The 14,801-nt window shown below is 70.1% G+C and carries 12 protein-coding genes; 3 read left to right on the forward strand and 9 right to left on the reverse strand.

Annotation, left to right across the window (positions count from 1 at the left end):
- Window position 1: 1 nt before the first annotated feature.
- The gene (cobA, locus tag GVY39_RS02005) at window positions 2-1,276 is read right to left on the reverse strand and encodes a uroporphyrinogen-III C-methyltransferase (protein ID WP_159919792.1); all 1,275 of its coding nucleotides are present in this window, start codon (window positions 1,274-1,276) and stop codon (window positions 2-4) included.
- A 492-nt stretch (window positions 1,277-1,768) separates the two neighbouring features.
- Between cobA and GVY39_RS02010 the strand changes: the two genes are divergently transcribed.
- Entirely contained in the window at window positions 1,769-2,212 is a 444-nt protein-coding gene (locus tag GVY39_RS02010) for a nucleoside deaminase (protein ID WP_159920292.1), read from the forward strand.
- A gap of 27 nt (window positions 2,213-2,239) precedes the next feature.
- On the opposite strand, the gene GVY39_RS02015 is transcribed toward GVY39_RS02010, so the two are convergent.
- On the reverse strand, window positions 2,240-3,598 hold the full coding sequence (locus tag GVY39_RS02015; RefSeq protein ID WP_236565244.1) for a DoxX family protein: 1,359 nt from the start codon (window positions 3,596-3,598) through the stop codon (window positions 2,240-2,242).
- A 228-nt stretch (window positions 3,599-3,826) separates the two neighbouring features.
- Entirely contained in the window at window positions 3,827-5,074 is a 1,248-nt protein-coding gene (locus GVY39_RS02020) for a DoxX family protein (RefSeq protein WP_370523753.1), read from the reverse strand.
- Between the two features lie 250 nt (window positions 5,075-5,324).
- On the opposite strand from GVY39_RS02020, the gene GVY39_RS02025 reads away from it, so the two are divergent.
- The gene (locus tag GVY39_RS02025; protein WP_159919794.1) at window positions 5,325-6,455 is read left to right on the forward strand and encodes a phosphotransferase family protein; all 1,131 of its coding nucleotides are present in this window, start codon (window positions 5,325-5,327) and stop codon (window positions 6,453-6,455) included.
- 2 nt (window positions 6,456-6,457) lie between these two features.
- Window positions 6,458-7,555: a hypothetical protein gene (locus GVY39_RS02030; protein WP_159919796.1), complete on the forward strand. Its 1,098-nt coding sequence runs from the start codon at window positions 6,458-6,460 to the stop codon at window positions 7,553-7,555.
- Between the two features lie 57 nt (window positions 7,556-7,612).
- Here the strand turns inward: GVY39_RS02030 and GVY39_RS02035 are convergent, their stop codons facing one another.
- The 6 genes from GVY39_RS02035 to mqo all read right to left on the reverse strand — a co-directional run bounded on the left by GVY39_RS02035 (window position 7,613) and on the right by mqo (window position 14,583).
- Window positions 7,613-7,981: a cobalamin biosynthesis protein gene (locus GVY39_RS02035; protein ID WP_195070477.1), complete on the reverse strand. Its 369-nt coding sequence runs from the start codon at window positions 7,979-7,981 to the stop codon at window positions 7,613-7,615.
- Complete coding sequence (locus GVY39_RS02040) at window positions 7,968-9,500, reverse strand: cobyrinate a,c-diamide synthase (RefSeq protein ID WP_159919798.1); 1,533 nt, start codon at window positions 9,498-9,500, stop codon at window positions 7,968-7,970. Before GVY39_RS02040 ends, GVY39_RS02035 begins: the two co-directional genes overlap by 14 nt.
- Before the next feature lie 91 nt (window positions 9,501-9,591).
- Complete coding sequence (gene cobO / locus GVY39_RS02045) at window positions 9,592-10,206, reverse strand: cob(I)yrinic acid a,c-diamide adenosyltransferase (RefSeq protein ID WP_159919800.1); 615 nt, start codon at window positions 10,204-10,206, stop codon at window positions 9,592-9,594.
- A gap of 227 nt (window positions 10,207-10,433) precedes the next feature.
- Window positions 10,434-12,434 (reverse strand): VWA domain-containing protein, encoded by a 2,001-nt coding sequence (locus tag GVY39_RS02050; RefSeq protein ID WP_236565274.1) that lies wholly within the window; start codon window positions 12,432-12,434, stop codon window positions 10,434-10,436.
- A gap of 159 nt (window positions 12,435-12,593) precedes the next feature.
- Window positions 12,594-13,049, reverse strand: a complete 456-nt coding sequence (locus GVY39_RS02055; RefSeq protein WP_039799420.1) for a GNAT family N-acetyltransferase — start codon at window positions 13,047-13,049, stop codon at window positions 12,594-12,596.
- Between the two features lie 19 nt (window positions 13,050-13,068).
- Entirely contained in the window at window positions 13,069-14,583 is a 1,515-nt protein-coding gene (mqo, locus tag GVY39_RS02060; RefSeq protein ID WP_159919804.1) for a malate dehydrogenase (quinone), read from the reverse strand.
- Between the last annotated feature and the right edge of the window lie 218 nt (window positions 14,584-14,801).

A 14,801-nucleotide genomic window follows, 5' to 3' on the forward strand; every position in this document is an offset into this window, starting at 1 on the left:
CTTATCCCGCCGCGGAATCGACTTGCGGGGCGAGGGTGTCGGCGGAGAATCCGGCGGTCGGGCCGATGACCACGATCGCGGGCGGACGGATGCCTACCTCACGTACCCGGGCGGCCACCGTGCCGAGATCGGCGCGCAGCACGCGCTGGGTGCGCAGCGTTCCTTCCTGGATGACCGTGGCGGGTGTGCCCGCGGGGCGTCCGCCGTCCAGTAGTGCCGTGGCGAACTGTTCGATCCGTTCGACCGCCATCATCAGCACCAGGGTGCCGCGCAGACGACCGAGCGCGGGCCAGTCCACCAGCGAATCCGGATGGTCGGGCGCGACGTGCCCGCTCACCACGACGAACTCGTGGGTGACGCCCCGATGCGTCACCGGGATGCCCGCCGCGGCGGGTACCGAAATGGGACTGGTGACGCCCGGCACCACCGTGACCGGCACCCCGGCGGCGACGCAGGCCTCCACTTCCTCGTAGCCGCGCCCGAACACATACGGGTCGCCGCCCTTGAGCCGCACCACGAATTTGCCCGCCTTCGCGCCTTCGACCAGCGCGTTGTTGATCGCCTCCTGCGCCATCGCCCGTCCGTACGGGATCTTCGCGGCGTCGACCACCTCGACCTCGGGCCCGAGTTCGGCGAGCAGTTCCGGCGGCGCGAGCCGGTCGGCGACCACCAGGTCTGCCCTGGCCAGCAGCCGCCGCCCGCGCACGGTGATCAGATCGGGATCGCCGGGGCCGCCGCCCACCAGGGCGACGCCGGGCGCGATCGGTGTCGAGTCATCGCTCACCACACCCGATTGCAGGGCCTCCAGCAAGGCGTTGCGCACGGCCGCCGAGCGCCGGTGCTCCCCGCTGGCCAGCACACCGAGGGTCAGTCCGTCGTAGCGCGCGGTGGCCGGGGTGACCGCGGTGCCCAGCCGCGCGTTGTCGGCGCGCACGCAGAAGATCCGCCGCCGGGTAGCCTCGGCCACCACGGCCGCGTTGGTCTCGGGCTCGTCGGTGCAGGCGATCGCGTACCAGGCGCCGTCGAGATCGCCGTCGGCGTACTCGCGCAGGGTGACGGTGATCTGCCCGGAGGTCGCCATCCCCTCGACAGCGGGCGTGACCGCACGGCTCACCACGTGGACGTCCGCGCCGGAGGCGATCAGCAACCCCAGTCGGCGCTGCGCCACTGTGCCGCCACCGACCACGACGACGCGCCGTCCGTGCAGATCGAGCCCGACCAGGTAGTTCGGGTCGCCGGTTGGCTGGTCTTGCGTTGCGTCTGACGTGTTCGGCACAAGTTTCGAGCCTACGGCGTGGTGGTTCGGCACCGGCAATCGACCGGCACCCCGCCTTCGCGGGTTCCCTGGAGCGCAAGCCACGATCACGGCGGTCCTGGTGCGACCGGCGATGGGCGCCCCTTCGGCGAACTGCGAGCGATCAGTGGACAGCTTCCCTGGTCGACGAGCTCCACGCGCGAGCGGGCGAGACGTCGAGGATCAGCGTCGCGGCGTCGGACGCCCTCGGCCGAACGGCCACCGGAACGGACCGTCGGAACACCATCGACGCACGATCCGGAACGAGGGCGGCCGGCAGTGGGCGGCGGATCCGAGACGGGCGGACGGGCACGCTCGTGCCCGCTGGGGTGCCGCTGGCCGGGCGGTGCTCACTGCCCCGGAACACCGCTGTGACCAGCGGTAACCAACGATTCGGCAGCCGTCGGCGGTAGGTTGCGGTGGAGCCGTCTCGATCGGAAAGGCGAACCGATGACACAGGTGACACCGGCACGACTGCTCGACGTCGCCTACGAGGAGGCACTGCGCGGACTCGCCGAAGGCGGGATCCCGGTGGGCGCCGCCCTGTTCGACGCGGGCGGAACGCTGCTCGGGCGCGGCCGCAACCGCCGGGTGCAGTCCGGCGATCCCAGCCTGCACGCCGAGACCGACGCCTTCCGCGCGGCGGGACGGCGGCGTGACTACCGCGCCACCGTCATGGTCACCACGCTCTCGCCGTGCTGGTATTGCAGCGGTCTGATCCGCCAGTTCGGCATCGGGTCGGTGGTGGTCGGGGAGTCGCGGACCTTCTCGGGCGGGCACGAGTGGCTGGCCGGGCACGGCGTCGCCGTCACCGTTCTGGAAGACCGGCGCTGCATCGATCTGATGACCCGATTCATCGCCGAGCATCCCGCGCTGTGGTACGAGGACATCGGCGTGGCCGACGATCTCGAGGCGTGACGGGGGCCGTCGGGCGAGCCAGGCGAGTCAGCGGAAGTACGGGTATTCCTGCACCCAATGGAATCCGCGGCTGCGCAAGGGGAAGTCGTCGAGCGCGACCGAGCTCAGCGCGACCGAGACCGGCTGCCCGGCGAGCGTGCCCGTCAAGGTCAGCCGCTCGGGTTGCGGCCGATCGAAACCGAAACTGCCCAGGGGTTCCGGTGGTGCGCCCACGGCTGTCGGCGGTGCGACCATGACCAGGGTGCGCGCCTCGGGATCGACCATGGCGAGCACCGGGATCAGTTGGCCGTCCATGCGCTGCACCGTGGCGACGTCCCGGTCGAACACCAGGCGCTGCCAGCGCAGTGCGTCGGTGGTCAGCGGCGGAAGCGGCTTGCCGTCCACACTGAATTCGGTGACCGCCCAGATGCCGTACAACGGAGGTTCCGGCCGTCCAGCACCCTGTTCGGTCCACTTCTCCCAGCCGCTGTACGCGTTCGAGAACAGCAGCCACACCCCGAGCGCGATCTGCGCGGCGACCGCGATCCGGTTGGCTCGTCGCGTGCCCAGCAGCGGCGGGATGACCGACGGTCCGGCGGGCCGGTTCAGCACCAGCACGTTCGCCAGGCGCCCGGCCTCCGGCGCCAGCAGCACCAGGCACAAAAGCATCAGGTGGAACGCCAAGATCTTCGCGGGCACGTCGTAGGTCATGTCGAGCACGAACACCTGTGTCGTGCACACCAGGCTCAGCATCGCTCCCAGCAAGGCGGTGCGCGGCACGAACAGCAGAACGCCGCCGAGCAATTCCGCGCAGCCGAGCAGGATCTCGTACTGCGGCGACACACCGATCTGGTTCCAGAGCACCGCCATCGGACTGAAATTCCCGTATGGCTCGAGCAGCCGGCTCAATGGTGTGGGCGGCATCTGGGTCGGGATGACCTTCGCCATGCCGTAGGCCACCATCTGCCCGGCCAGGCACAAGCGCACGAACAGCAGGAACCACGGTTGCGCGGCCCGGTAGTGCGGGCGGTCGCGGTCCAGCACGCTCCAGATCGCCGTTGCGAGCACCGCGACCACCAGGACGACGAATATCAGCACCCAGAAGTAGGCCTGGTCGCCGCTGATGGACGCCGTGTTCGCCGTGACGGACGCGCCGAACACCTGGGCCCCGGTCCACTCGACCACCGGGCGCAGAGCACGGGCGACGCCGTAGTTCACCCACTCCGGCAGCCATTCGCGCGCCAGTCCGAGGAACTCGGGCACGATCGATGGATACACCAGGCAGAACAGCCCGAAGTACAGGACACCGAAGCGGAACGCCACTCGGGTCGCGCCGAGCCAGGGCCGGGCACCGGACTCCTCCGCGTCGGTGCCGGTGTCGGTCCGCTCGAGGATCGCTTCGGTCACGGCGGTCCCTCCAGTCCGAATTGATGCAGACCGAAGGTATCGAAAAGTGCGGCGCGCGCACGGGGTTTCGGCGGGATCGCCGTACCGGACTCACGGCCGCGGACCTCCGAGATCAGCGGAAGTACGGGTATTCCTGGACGAAGTGGAAGCCGCGGCTGCGCAGCGGGAAGGAATTCAGGTCCATCCGGTCGAGCGACAGCGTCACCGGCGTTCCGTTCAGTTCTCCGGTCAGCTCCAGCGTGTCCGTCGTGGGCCGGGCGAAGGTGAAGGCGGCCAAGCGGGACGGCGGCGAGTCCGGCGACTGTGGCGGCGCCGACAGCAGAGAGTGTGCGCGGCCTCGTCGATCTCGGCGACGACGGGCACGAACGAGTCGTCCATCTTCTGCACCGTCGTGCCCGGGCGGTCGAAGATCACCCGGCGCCAACGGCTGTCGTCGGTGAGCAGCGGTGGCGCCGGATGCCCGTCCCTGGTGAACTCGCCGACGGTCCAGATGCCGTACAGCGCGGGCTTCGGCGCGCCGTCTCCCGCTTCGCGCCATGCCTCCCAGGTGATGAACACGGTGCCCAGCAGCACCCACAGTCCGACGGCCACTTGCATCACCGCCGCGATCCGATTCGCGCGGCGGGAAGCGAACAACGCCGGTTGCGTGGCCGGCTCGGCCGGGCGGGACAGCACGAGCACGTCGGCCAGTCGCCCGGCTTGTGGCGCCAGCACGAGCACCGACAGCAGCAGCAAGTGGAACGACAGGATCTTCACCGGCACGTCGTAGGTCATGTTCAGCACGAAGACCTGCGCCATGCTCACCAGGCTGAGCAGCGCGCCGACCGTCGCGGTGCGTGGCACGAACAGCAGCAGGCCGCCGAGCACTTCGGCTGTGCCGAGCAGGATTTCGTACGCGGGCGCGGCGCCGACCTGGTTCCAGAGCACCGAGGCCGGGCTCATCGTCCCGTACGGTTGCAGCAGCGCGGTCAGCGACGGCGCGGGCATCTGCGACGGAACCGCTTTGGCCATACCGTAGAAGAGCATCTGGCCGCCCAGACACAGCCGGACGAACAGGACGAACCAGTTGCGCAGCGTCGTGTAGTCCCGGCGGCGTCGATCGAGGATCGACCAGACGAGAGTGATCACCACCGCCGCGACGAGTTCGCAGAAGATCAGCACCCAGATACCGGCTTGGTCGCCGCTGCCCGAGTCCTCGCGCAGGACGGCTTCGACACCGAAGACGTGCTCGCCGACCCAACCGACCAGCGGGCCCGTCGCGCGCATCTGCCACATGATCGCGGTATCCGGCAGCCACTTGCTCACGATTCCGGTGAACACGAACAAGATCTGCGCGAACACCACACAGAACAGCCCGAAGTAGGCGAAGACGAAGCGGAACGCGATCCGGGCCGGCAGGCTCCAGGGCCGCCGCTGGTCGCCGGCCGGAGCCTCGCCACTGCCGCCCTCGACGACATCCGTTCCGACCGTACTCACACCGCTCCCCTCGCCGACAACACTTTCCGCGAGCCGAACGTATCCGACCCGATCATGGGATGACCTCAGGGAAAACCCCGGATTTCCGGGTACGTCTTTCGGTCTACGTGCCTGCCCCACCGCCCGGCGCCCATGCCGCACCGGAATTCGTCACCGGTTCCGCCCCGCCGACAACTAGAACGCGTTACAGTCGCGTATCCCGGCGCATCGCGGGACGGTGCACCCGGGCCGCACGTGTCAGGAGGACACCATGACCGACGATCCGGACCCGGCGCAGCGACAGCAACTGACCGTCAGCGAACGCGACCTGGACACGCTGGCCGGCGACTTGGCGCGCTGGCTGGACACGAAGGTCTCCGCGGACGACCTGCCACGCATCTCCGGGTTGTCACGTCCGCAGTCCGGCGGCATGTCCAGCACGACCATCCTGTTCGACGCCGAATGGAGCGCCGCAGGGCGGCCGGAGCGCGGGTCGTTCGTCGCGCGTATGGCGCCCGACGCGGGATCGTTTCCGGTGTTCCAGACCTACGACCTGCCCACGCAGTACCAGGTGATGGCGGGCGTGGCCGCGGCGACCGACGTGCCGGTGCCCGGCCTCTGCTGGCTGGAGAACGACGACGAACCGCTCGGCGCTCCGTTCTTCGTGATGCGCCGGGTCGACGGACGCGTGCCCTCGGACAACCCGCCGTACGTCTTCGTCGGCTGGCTGTTCGACGCCACTCCCGCCGAACGTCTCCGGCTCACCCACAACACGGTCGAGGTGATCGCCAAGATCCACGCCATCCCCGATCCCGCGGCGCTGTTCCCCGCGCTGAGCGGGCCGGGCGACGCGCTGCGCAGGCATGTCGCCGCGCAGCGCTCGTGGTACCGGTGGGGGCTCGCGGACGACGGATTCGCGATCCCGCTGATCGAGCGGAGTTTCGCCTGGCTCGACGAGCACTGGCCCGCGGACCCCGGCCCGGACGTGCTCAGCTGGGGCGACGCCCGGCCGGGCAACATCATCTACCGCGAATTCGAGCCCGTGGCGGTGCTGGACTGGGAGATGGCCGCGCTGGCGCCGCGCGAACTGGACCTGGGCTGGGTGATCTTCATCCACCGGTTCTTCCAGGATCTGGCCACCCGCTTCGGACAGCCCGGGCTCCCCGACTTCCTCCGCCGCGACGACGTGGTGTCGAGATACGAGGGGTTGACCGGGCACACGGTGCGTGATCTCGATTTCTACCTCGTCTACGCCGCGTTGCGGCACGCGATCGTGATGGCGCGGGTGAAGCGCAGGATGATCCACTTCGGCGAGGACAGCGACACTCCCGACCGCGACGACTACGTCATGCACCGGGCCGCTCTGGAAGCGCTGCTCGACGGAACCTACGAATGGGACTGACCATGCCTGTGCCTTTGGACGAGTACCCCATCCACCAGACCCCGCTCTCGCTGGCGCGGGTGGCCTCCAGCGATCGGAATTTCTACGACCGCAGCTACTTCAACGCCCACGACCGTGCCGGCGGCACCCTGCTGATCACCGGTTTCGGCGTGTATCCCAACCTCGGCGTGACCGACGCCTACGCCGCCGTCCGCCGCGGTGACGCGCTGCGGGCGGTGCGGTTCTCCGACGCGCTCGGCGACCGGAGCCTCGACCAGCGCGTCGGCGGCTACCGCGTCGAGGTGCTCGAGCCGCTGCGGCGCATCCGCGTGGTCTGCGACCACGACGATCTCGGCTTCGATCTCACCTGGACCGGCGCCTTTCCCGCGGTTCAGGAACAACCGCATCTGATCCTCTCCGGCAACCGCCCGATCATCGACGCGTCCCGGTTCGCGCAGGTCGGCTCCTGGGCGGGCACACTGCACGTGGACAGCGACGACATACCGGTCGACCGGGCGGTGTGGACCGGAACGAGAGACCGTTCGTGGGGCATCCGCCCGGTCGGCGAGACCGAGCCGCCCGGACGCGCGGCCGCCGAACCCGCGGGCGGTTTCTGGTGGCTGTACGCGCCGCTGCGGTTCGAAAACTTCGCCGTCGTGGTCATCGTGCAGGAGGAGCCGGACGGCACGCGCACACTCAACGACGCGACCCGGGTCTGGCCCGACGGACGCACCGAGCAGCTCGGCTGGCCCCGCATCTCGATCGACTATCGTCCGGGCACAAGACTTCCCGTCGGTGCGCGATTGGAGCTGACCACGCCCGACGGCAAGCCCATCGAGATCGAGATCACCACCGGCACCGGCGTCCCGCTGCACGTGGGCTGCGGCTACGGCGGCGATCCCGACTGGCAGCACGGCCAGTGGAAAGGCCGGGACTGGTCCTCCTCCAGCCGCTACGACCTCACCGACCCGGCGGTGGCCGCCCGCACCCCCTTCGGCGTGATCGACCACGTCGCCCACGCCCGCTGCGGCGACGCGGAGGGCTGGGGCCTGTTCGAACACGCCAGCATCGGCCGCCACGACCCCACCGGCTTCGCCGACTGGGGCTCGGTCGCACCCTGAACCACCGGCGTCCGCCGCGCTGTGACTTCGGTGGTTGTTCCCGGTCGATCGTAAGATCTATCCGTGGTGCAGCGCCGCCGCCAGCACCACGCCCCGCACAACGCGTTTGGGCAGGACCAGCGGCCCACCGTCAGAAGCCAGCAGGGCAGCGGCTTCGGCGACACTCGCCGTCCCCACGGCCGAGCGCGTCCGGCTTCCTGGATTGGGCACGACGACCGCGGACAGTTCAGCGGCGGAATAAGACCGCAGCGGTACCCCCAGCTCGGCGGCGACCGCGCGCAAGCCGGGCTCGGCGCCGCGCTGAGCGAGCGTGGCCAGACACGCGATCCGGTGATCGCCCGCCGCCTCGCGCAATGCGGCACGGATCGTGTCGGCCGGTGTGCGCGGCCGCAACCCGATGCCGACGACGAACTCAGCCGAGAGCACGAGAACTCGCGAATTCCGCGGCGGCGGTGACGAATCGAGCTACCGCTTCGGGATATCCGGCCGGGTGCGTATGCAGATATGACGCGTGCACATTCCGGACCAGCGCCCCTTCCCGCGCAGGCTCTCCCGTCGCACCGCGCCAGCCCCACGCCGGATCCCGTGGCGGCTCGGAGACCAGTCGCGTGCGGTGGAATTCATGTCCACGAACGCGTTCCCCTGCCCGCCACAACGGCGAGTCGGCCAACGCGACGGCGTCCCGGTAACCGAGTGTCAGGCGCGGCCCGAACGCGGCGTCGGCGTCCACCACCCCGGCCATCGGGTGCCCGTCCAGCGACCGGGTCAGATACAACAGTCCGGCGCACTCGGCGTGCACCGGCATGCCGTGCCGGACGGCGTCGGCCACCCCCCGCAGCAGACCGGAGTTCGCGGCCAGCTCCGCGGCGTGCTCCTCGGGAAAACCGCCCGGAAGCACCAGTCCGGCGGCGCCGGTGGGCAATTCGTCGTGCAGCGGATCGAACACCGCCACGTGCGCTCCCGCCGCCACCAGCAGCTCACGATGTTCGGCATAACCGAACGTGAAGGCCGGGCCACCGGCCATGGCGATCAGGGGGCCGTCCCGCCCGGCGAGCGGATCGCGAACGCTTTCGTCGGCGGGCCGTGACGCACCGCCAGGCAGCGTCCCGGCGGTACCGCACGAGTCACCGCCGAGGAGCGTCGCGACGCGCGTATCCGAATCAGCGAGGAGCGGCCCGGTGGATGCATCGTGGCTACCTTCCGGACCACGCACGGCGGTGGCGGGATCCCACGCGGGCCCGGTGACCGACGAGCGAGCGAGTGCCGCGATGGCGGACAGGTCCACGTGCGCGGCGACCAGGTCGGTCATCGCCGCCACCGCCGCCGTCGCGGCCGAACCGTGTTCCACGGCCGGAATCAGGCCCAGATGCCGGGAGGGGACCTCCAGTTCGGCCAGGCGCGGCAGCGACCCGAGCACCGGCAGCCCGACCCGATCGCAGGCCGCGCGCAGCACCTGGTCGTGCCGCTCGCTGCCGACCCGGTTCAAGATCACCCCACCCAGCCGGACGCCGCTGTCGAAGGTGGCGAATCCGTGCAACAGCGCCGCCAGGCTCTGGCTGTGGCCGCGCGCGTCCACCACCAGCACCACCGGGGCGCCGAGCAGGCCCGCGACCTGCGCCGTCGATCCCTCGGCCGCCGGGCCGGAGTACCGCTCATCGATCCGGCCGTCGAACAGCCCCATCACGCCCTCGACCACCGCCAGATCGCATCCCCGCGCGCCGTGCCGGTACAGCGGGGCGACACGATCCGCACCCACCAACACCGGATCCAGGTTTCTCCCCGGCCGCCCCGCCGCCAACCCGTGATACCCCGGATCGATGTAATCCGGCCCCACTTTGAACGGCGCCACCCGATGCCCCACCCGCCGCAGCGCCCCCACCAACCCGGTCGCAACGGTCGTCTTCCCGCTCCCCGACGCCGGCGCCGCCACCACCACGGCCCTCATCCCCGCCCCCGCTGCGCGAGTGGCACTCCACCGTGGCGGCATCCGGCGACTCGCCCCGGCGATGTGCCACTCGGCGGGGAGGGTGGGACGTCTACCATTCGATGCCTCGCTGGCCTTTGCGGCCCGCGTCCATGGGGTGTTTGAGTTTGGTCATTTCCGTTACCAGGTCGGCGGCTTCGAGCAGTGGTTGCGGGGCGTCGCGGCCGGTGATGACGACGTGCTGGTTGCCGGGGCGGTCGCGGAGGGTGTCGACGACTTCGGCGACGTCCACCCAGCCCCATTTCAGGGGATAGGTGAATTCGTCGAGGACGTAGAAGCGGTGCTGCTGAGCCCGCAGGCGGCGGGCGATCTCCTGCCAACCGGCCAGGGCGGCCGCTGCATGGTCGGACTCGTCGCCCTGCTTGCGGGTCCAGGACCAGCCCTCGCCCATCTTGTGCCACTCGACCGGCCCGCCCGCTCCGGTCTGCTCGTGCAGCGTGCCGAGGGCACGGAAGGCCGCCTCCTCCCCTACCTTCCACTTGGCGCTTTTCACGAACTGGAACACCGCGACGTCGAAGCCTTGGTTCCAGGCCCGCAACGCCATCCCGAACGCCGCGGTCGACTTGCCTTTACCCGGCCCGGTGTGCACCGCGAGCACCGGCTGATTGCGCCGCTGCCGCGTGGTCAGCCCGTCGTCGGGAACGGTCTCCGGAACACCCTTGGGCATCGAATCTCCTTAGCTTGTCCTCGGATCACCACGATCCGATCCGCACTCGACTCCGCGTCCAGCAGCGAGCGCACGGGTTTCCCCGTCCGGCGCCGGTGTCGGGCCATTGCCGGGCACGCCGTCGCGAGACATCCGCGCGGAGCCGGCGCCGCCGACCGGGCGGATCGCGCAGTCCCCGGCGAGAAGCCGAGCGGCGCGCGCCGTTCGACGGCGACTCTCCCGGTTGCTCAAGCCGCCCGCACCGAGGTACCGCTCGGGGACCCGGAACTCGCCCGGACGAGGTCCGCGACCGAATCGCCGGTGAGCTCGGCCAGCTTCAGATAGTTTCCCCGCAGGTCACGGGCCAGATCCGCAGCAAGGCCGAGGCGGATCATGCCGCGTTCGCAGTCGACCACGATCGAGGTGACCGCGTCCCTGGCGAGCAATGCCGCGGCGGCTCGGGCGCGGGGAACCGGATCGACGCCGCCGGTGGCGCGACCGTCGGTGAGCAGCACCAGCATCGGCCTGCGGCGCGGATCGCGCACACGCTCGCGCAGCACGACCTCGCGTGCCTTCACCAAGCCCGCGGCCAACGGCGTCTTCCCGCCCGTGCGCATCCCGGACAACCGGCGCACCGCGATGTCGACCGACGACGTGGGCGGCAGCACGAGTTCGGCCTGCGCGCCGCGCACGGTGACGACGGCGACCTTGTCGCGGCGCTGGTAGGCGTCCCGCAGCAGGGTGACCACCGCGCCGGTGACGGCCGACAGCCGGTCGCGGGCGGCCATGGAACCAGACGCGTCGACCACGAAGACGACCAGGTTGCCTTCTCGCCCTTCCCGATACGCGCCACGCAGATCGGCGGCGGCCAGCCGCAACGGCCCGTCGCCGCGGCCACGGGAACGTTGATGCGGCGCGGCCGCGAAGACAGTGCCGAGCAGATGCAGGCCCGAAGAGGTATCGGCTCTGGAGCGCACCACTCGCCCGTGCCGCGATTCCGCGCGGGAGCGGCGCCCGGGAGCGCCTTCGCCGACGCCGGGAACCTCCCACCGTGGTGTTCGCGCGGCGGCGGAAACCGGTGCGCCGCTGCGTCCTTCACGCGCTCCTCCGCCCGGCCCCTCGGGCGGGGACGGGTCTTCGGGGCCACCGTCCGGGTCGTCGCCGGAAGTGCCGCCCGAATCCGCGTCGTCGGCTGTCGCGCCGTCCGGCTCCCCGGCATCCTGGGGCGTCCGGTCCGGCTCGGCCGTCTGCTCGGCGCGCTGCGCCTGCGCCGCGGCGTCACGCATGGCGTCGTCCAGCTGCTGCTCGCTGATGCCGGGCTCGTCGAACGGATCGCGCCTGCGCCGGTGCGGCAACGCCAGTTCGGCGGCCACCCGTACGTCGTCCTCGGTCACCGCGTCGGCGCCGCGCCAGGCGGCATGCGCGGTCGCGGCGCGTGCGACGACCAGATCGGCGCGCATCCCGTCGACGTCGAACGCGGCGCACAGCGCGGCGATCCGGCGCAGTTCCACGTCGTCGAGCGTCACTGCGCCCACCCGGTCGCGGGCGGCGAGGATTCTTTCGGCCACCTCGTGGTCGGCCTCGGCGTACCGGGCCGCGAAACCGGCCGGGTCGGCCTCGTAGTCCAGCCTGCGGCGCACCACGGCCATGCGCACGTCCACATCCCGCGAGGCGACCACGTCGACGGTCAGCCCGAACCGGTCCAGCAGCTGCGGACGCAGTTCGCCTTCCTCCGGGTTCATGGTGCCGACCAGCACGAAACGCGCCGGATGCGAGTGTGAGACGCCGTCGCGTTCGATGTGCACCCGGCCCATCGCCGCGGCGTCCAGCAGCACGTCCACCAGATGGTCGTGCAGCAGGTTGACCTCGTCCACGTAGAGCACCCCGTGATGGGCGGCGGCCAGCAGACCGGGACGGAAGGCCTGCTCCCCGTCGCGCAGCACCCGTTCCAGGTCCAGCGAGCCGACCACGCGATCCTCGGTCGCGCCCACCGGCAACTCCACCAGCCGGGCGGGCCGCGCCCCGGTCTCGTCCACCACCGGCGGCAGCAGCTGGGCCAGCGCGCGCACCACGGTGGACTTCGCGGTGCCCTTCTCGCCGCGCACGAGGACGCCGCCGATCCCCGGATGCACCGCGCAGAGGATCAACGCCAGTTGCAGCCGTTCCTGCCCGACCACCGCCGAGAAGGGGAATCCCACCTCACCGTCCGCTCCGGAACGCGTGCGGCTGTGCTGGTCGGACGTCGGCACTGTTTCGGCATGGGACACGGACACGCCCCAACTCTAAGCGCGCCGCCTCACCCGTCCGCCAGTGCCCTTCGATTCAGAACCGATGCGGACAGGCCGCCGAAAACGCCGCACCCGCCCCGGAGATGCCCGGAGCGGGTGCGAACGGCGGTGGGACGACGATCACTCCCCGCCCCTGCGCATGGGCACATGGGGGATACCGTCCTCTTCGAATTCCGGCCCGTCGACCTTGAAGCCGTGCTTGGTGTACAGGTCGATCAGGTAGCTCTGGGCGCTCAGCCGGACCGTGGCCGAACCGACCTCGGCCAGCGCCGCCTGCAGCAGTCGCGTGGTGTATCCGTGCCCACGGGCGGGCGCCGCGGTGCAGAGCCTGCCGATGCGGAAGCTCTTCACCCCGTCCCGGTGCTCCTCACACAGCCGCAGCGTGGCGATGACCTCACCCTCGTCGTCGAGCCAGAAGTGCCTGGTCTCGGGAAGCAGGTCCTTGCCGTCCAGTTCGGGATAGGCGCACTTCTGTTCGACGACGAAGACTTCGACGCGAAGTTTCAACAGCTGGTAGAGCGTCGCGGTATCGAGATCCTGCGCCCAGGAGCGTTTCAGAGCAACCGTTGACATCATCGCGCCTTGCTATCACAACTCAGGCGTTCGCCGCGACCCCTGTGTGCCGAGGCGTGTTGTCACCGCCGTCGACGAGGTTGAGCGCTTTGGAGGTCCAATCCCACACTTCGTGGAACAGAGCGGGGTTGTCGGAGAGCTTCACGCCCAGCGAAGGCACCATCTCCTTCAGCTTCGGCGTCCACTCGGCGTACTCCTGCGGGAAGCAGCGCTGCAAGACGTCCAGCATGGCGGTGACGCAGGTGGAGGCGCCCGGGGAGGCGCCGAGCAGCCCGGCGATCGTGCCGTCCTGCGCGGCGATCACGGCGGTGCCGAACTCGAGCACGCCGCCCACGCCCTTGCGGCGGATCACCTGCACGCGCTGGCCCGCGGTGATCAGCTCCCAGTCCTTGCCCGCGGCCCGCGGGATGAACTCCGACAGCGTGGTCACCTTGCCGGTCTCGGACTTCAGCAGCTCGCTGATCAGGTACTTGGTGAGACCGAGCTCGGTGACGCCGACGCCGAGCAGCGAGAAGATGTTGTTCGGCCGCACCGACTTGAACAGGTCGGTGTTCTTGCCGTCCTTGAGGAACTTCGGCGTCCAGCCAGCGTACGGGCCGAACAGCAGGCCGGGCTTGCCCTTGATCACGCGCGTGTCCAGGTGCGGCACCGACATCGGCGGAGCGCCGACCGCGGCCTTGCCGTACACCTTGGCCTCGTGCTGGTGGATCAGCGCCGGGTTGACGCAGCGGAAGAACTGACCGCTGACCGGGAACCCGCCGAATCCCTTGGCCTCCTTGATGTTCGCCTTCTGCAGCAGCGGCAGCGCGCCGCCGCCCGCGCCGACGAACACGAATTTGCTGATCAGCCTGCGGGTTTGGCGGGTGCGGACGTTGCGCACGGTGATCAGCCAGGATCCGTCGGACTGCTTGGACAGGTCGCGCACCTCGTGCCCGAAGGCCAAGTCCACGCCGGAGGCGCCGAGATAGGCCAGCAGTTCCTGGGTGAGCGCGCCGAAATCGATGTCGGTGCCGCCGTCGGTCCAGTTCAGCGCGATCGGGTCGGAGAAGTCGCGCCCACGCGCCATCAGCGGCAGGCGCCGGGTGAACTCGTCGGGGCTGTCGATGTACTCCATGCCCTCGAACAGCGGGTGCGGGGCCAGCGCTTCGTACCGCTTGCGCAGGTAGTCCACGTTGTCGGCGCCGTGCACGAAGCTGACGTGCGGGATCGGGTTGATGAAGGCGGATGGATCGGCGAGGATGCCGTTCTCCACGCCGTAGGACCAGAACTGGCGGGAGACCTGGAAGCGCTCGTTGATGTCGACGGCCTTGGTGATGTCCACCGAGCCGTCGGGCTGCTGCGGGCTGTAGTTCAGTTCGCAGAGGGCGGAGTGCCCGGTGCCCGCGTTGTTCCACGGATCGCTGCTCTCCGCGGCGGCGGCGTCGAGCCGCTCGAACAGGGAGATCGACCAGTCCGGCTGCAGCTGCCGCAGCAGCGCGCCGAGAGTGGCACTCATGATTCCGGCACCGATGAGTACTACATCGGTCTTTTCAGTCATGGCAGCGTTCGGCACGGGTAGATCGACTTCCTTGTCCTTCTGCGCGGGTCCACCGGCGGGTGGACCAGCCTGGGCACGGTGTGGTTGTGGCTCGGTTCCGGCGTCCACCGGCCCCGAACGGCATGGCGGGAATTAGGTTACCCGCCGTTCACCTAAGCCCAATTGTGCACCTCACCACGCTGCGGCCCGGTAGCGAGCCCGAGGAATGTGCCGAATGC

Source organism: Nocardia sp. CY15, from assembly GCF_009829295.1.
Taxonomy (GTDB): domain Bacteria; phylum Actinomycetota; class Actinomycetes; order Mycobacteriales; family Mycobacteriaceae; genus Nocardia; species Nocardia sputi.

Excerpts from the sequence above, each read along its gene's own strand:
- GVY39_RS02025 (WP_159919794.1), top strand. The coding sequence starts at position 5,325 with ATGACCGACGATCCGGACCCGGCGCAGCGACAGCAACTGACCGTCAGC.
- GVY39_RS02055 (WP_039799420.1), bottom strand. The coding sequence starts at position 13,049 with ATGATGTCAACGGTTGCTCTGAAACGCTCCTGGGCGCAGGATCTCGAT.
- cobO (WP_159919800.1), bottom strand. The coding sequence starts at position 10,206 with ATGCCCAAGGGTGTTCCGGAGACCGTTCCCGACGACGGGCTGACCACG.
- GVY39_RS02030 (WP_159919796.1), top strand. The coding sequence starts at position 6,458 with ATGCCTGTGCCTTTGGACGAGTACCCCATCCACCAGACCCCGCTCTCG.
- GVY39_RS02040 (WP_159919798.1), bottom strand. The coding sequence starts at position 9,500 with ATGAGGGCCGTGGTGGTGGCGGCGCCGGCGTCGGGGAGCGGGAAGACG.
- mqo (WP_159919804.1), bottom strand. The coding sequence starts at position 14,583 with ATGACTGAAAAGACCGATGTAGTACTCATCGGTGCCGGAATCATGAGT.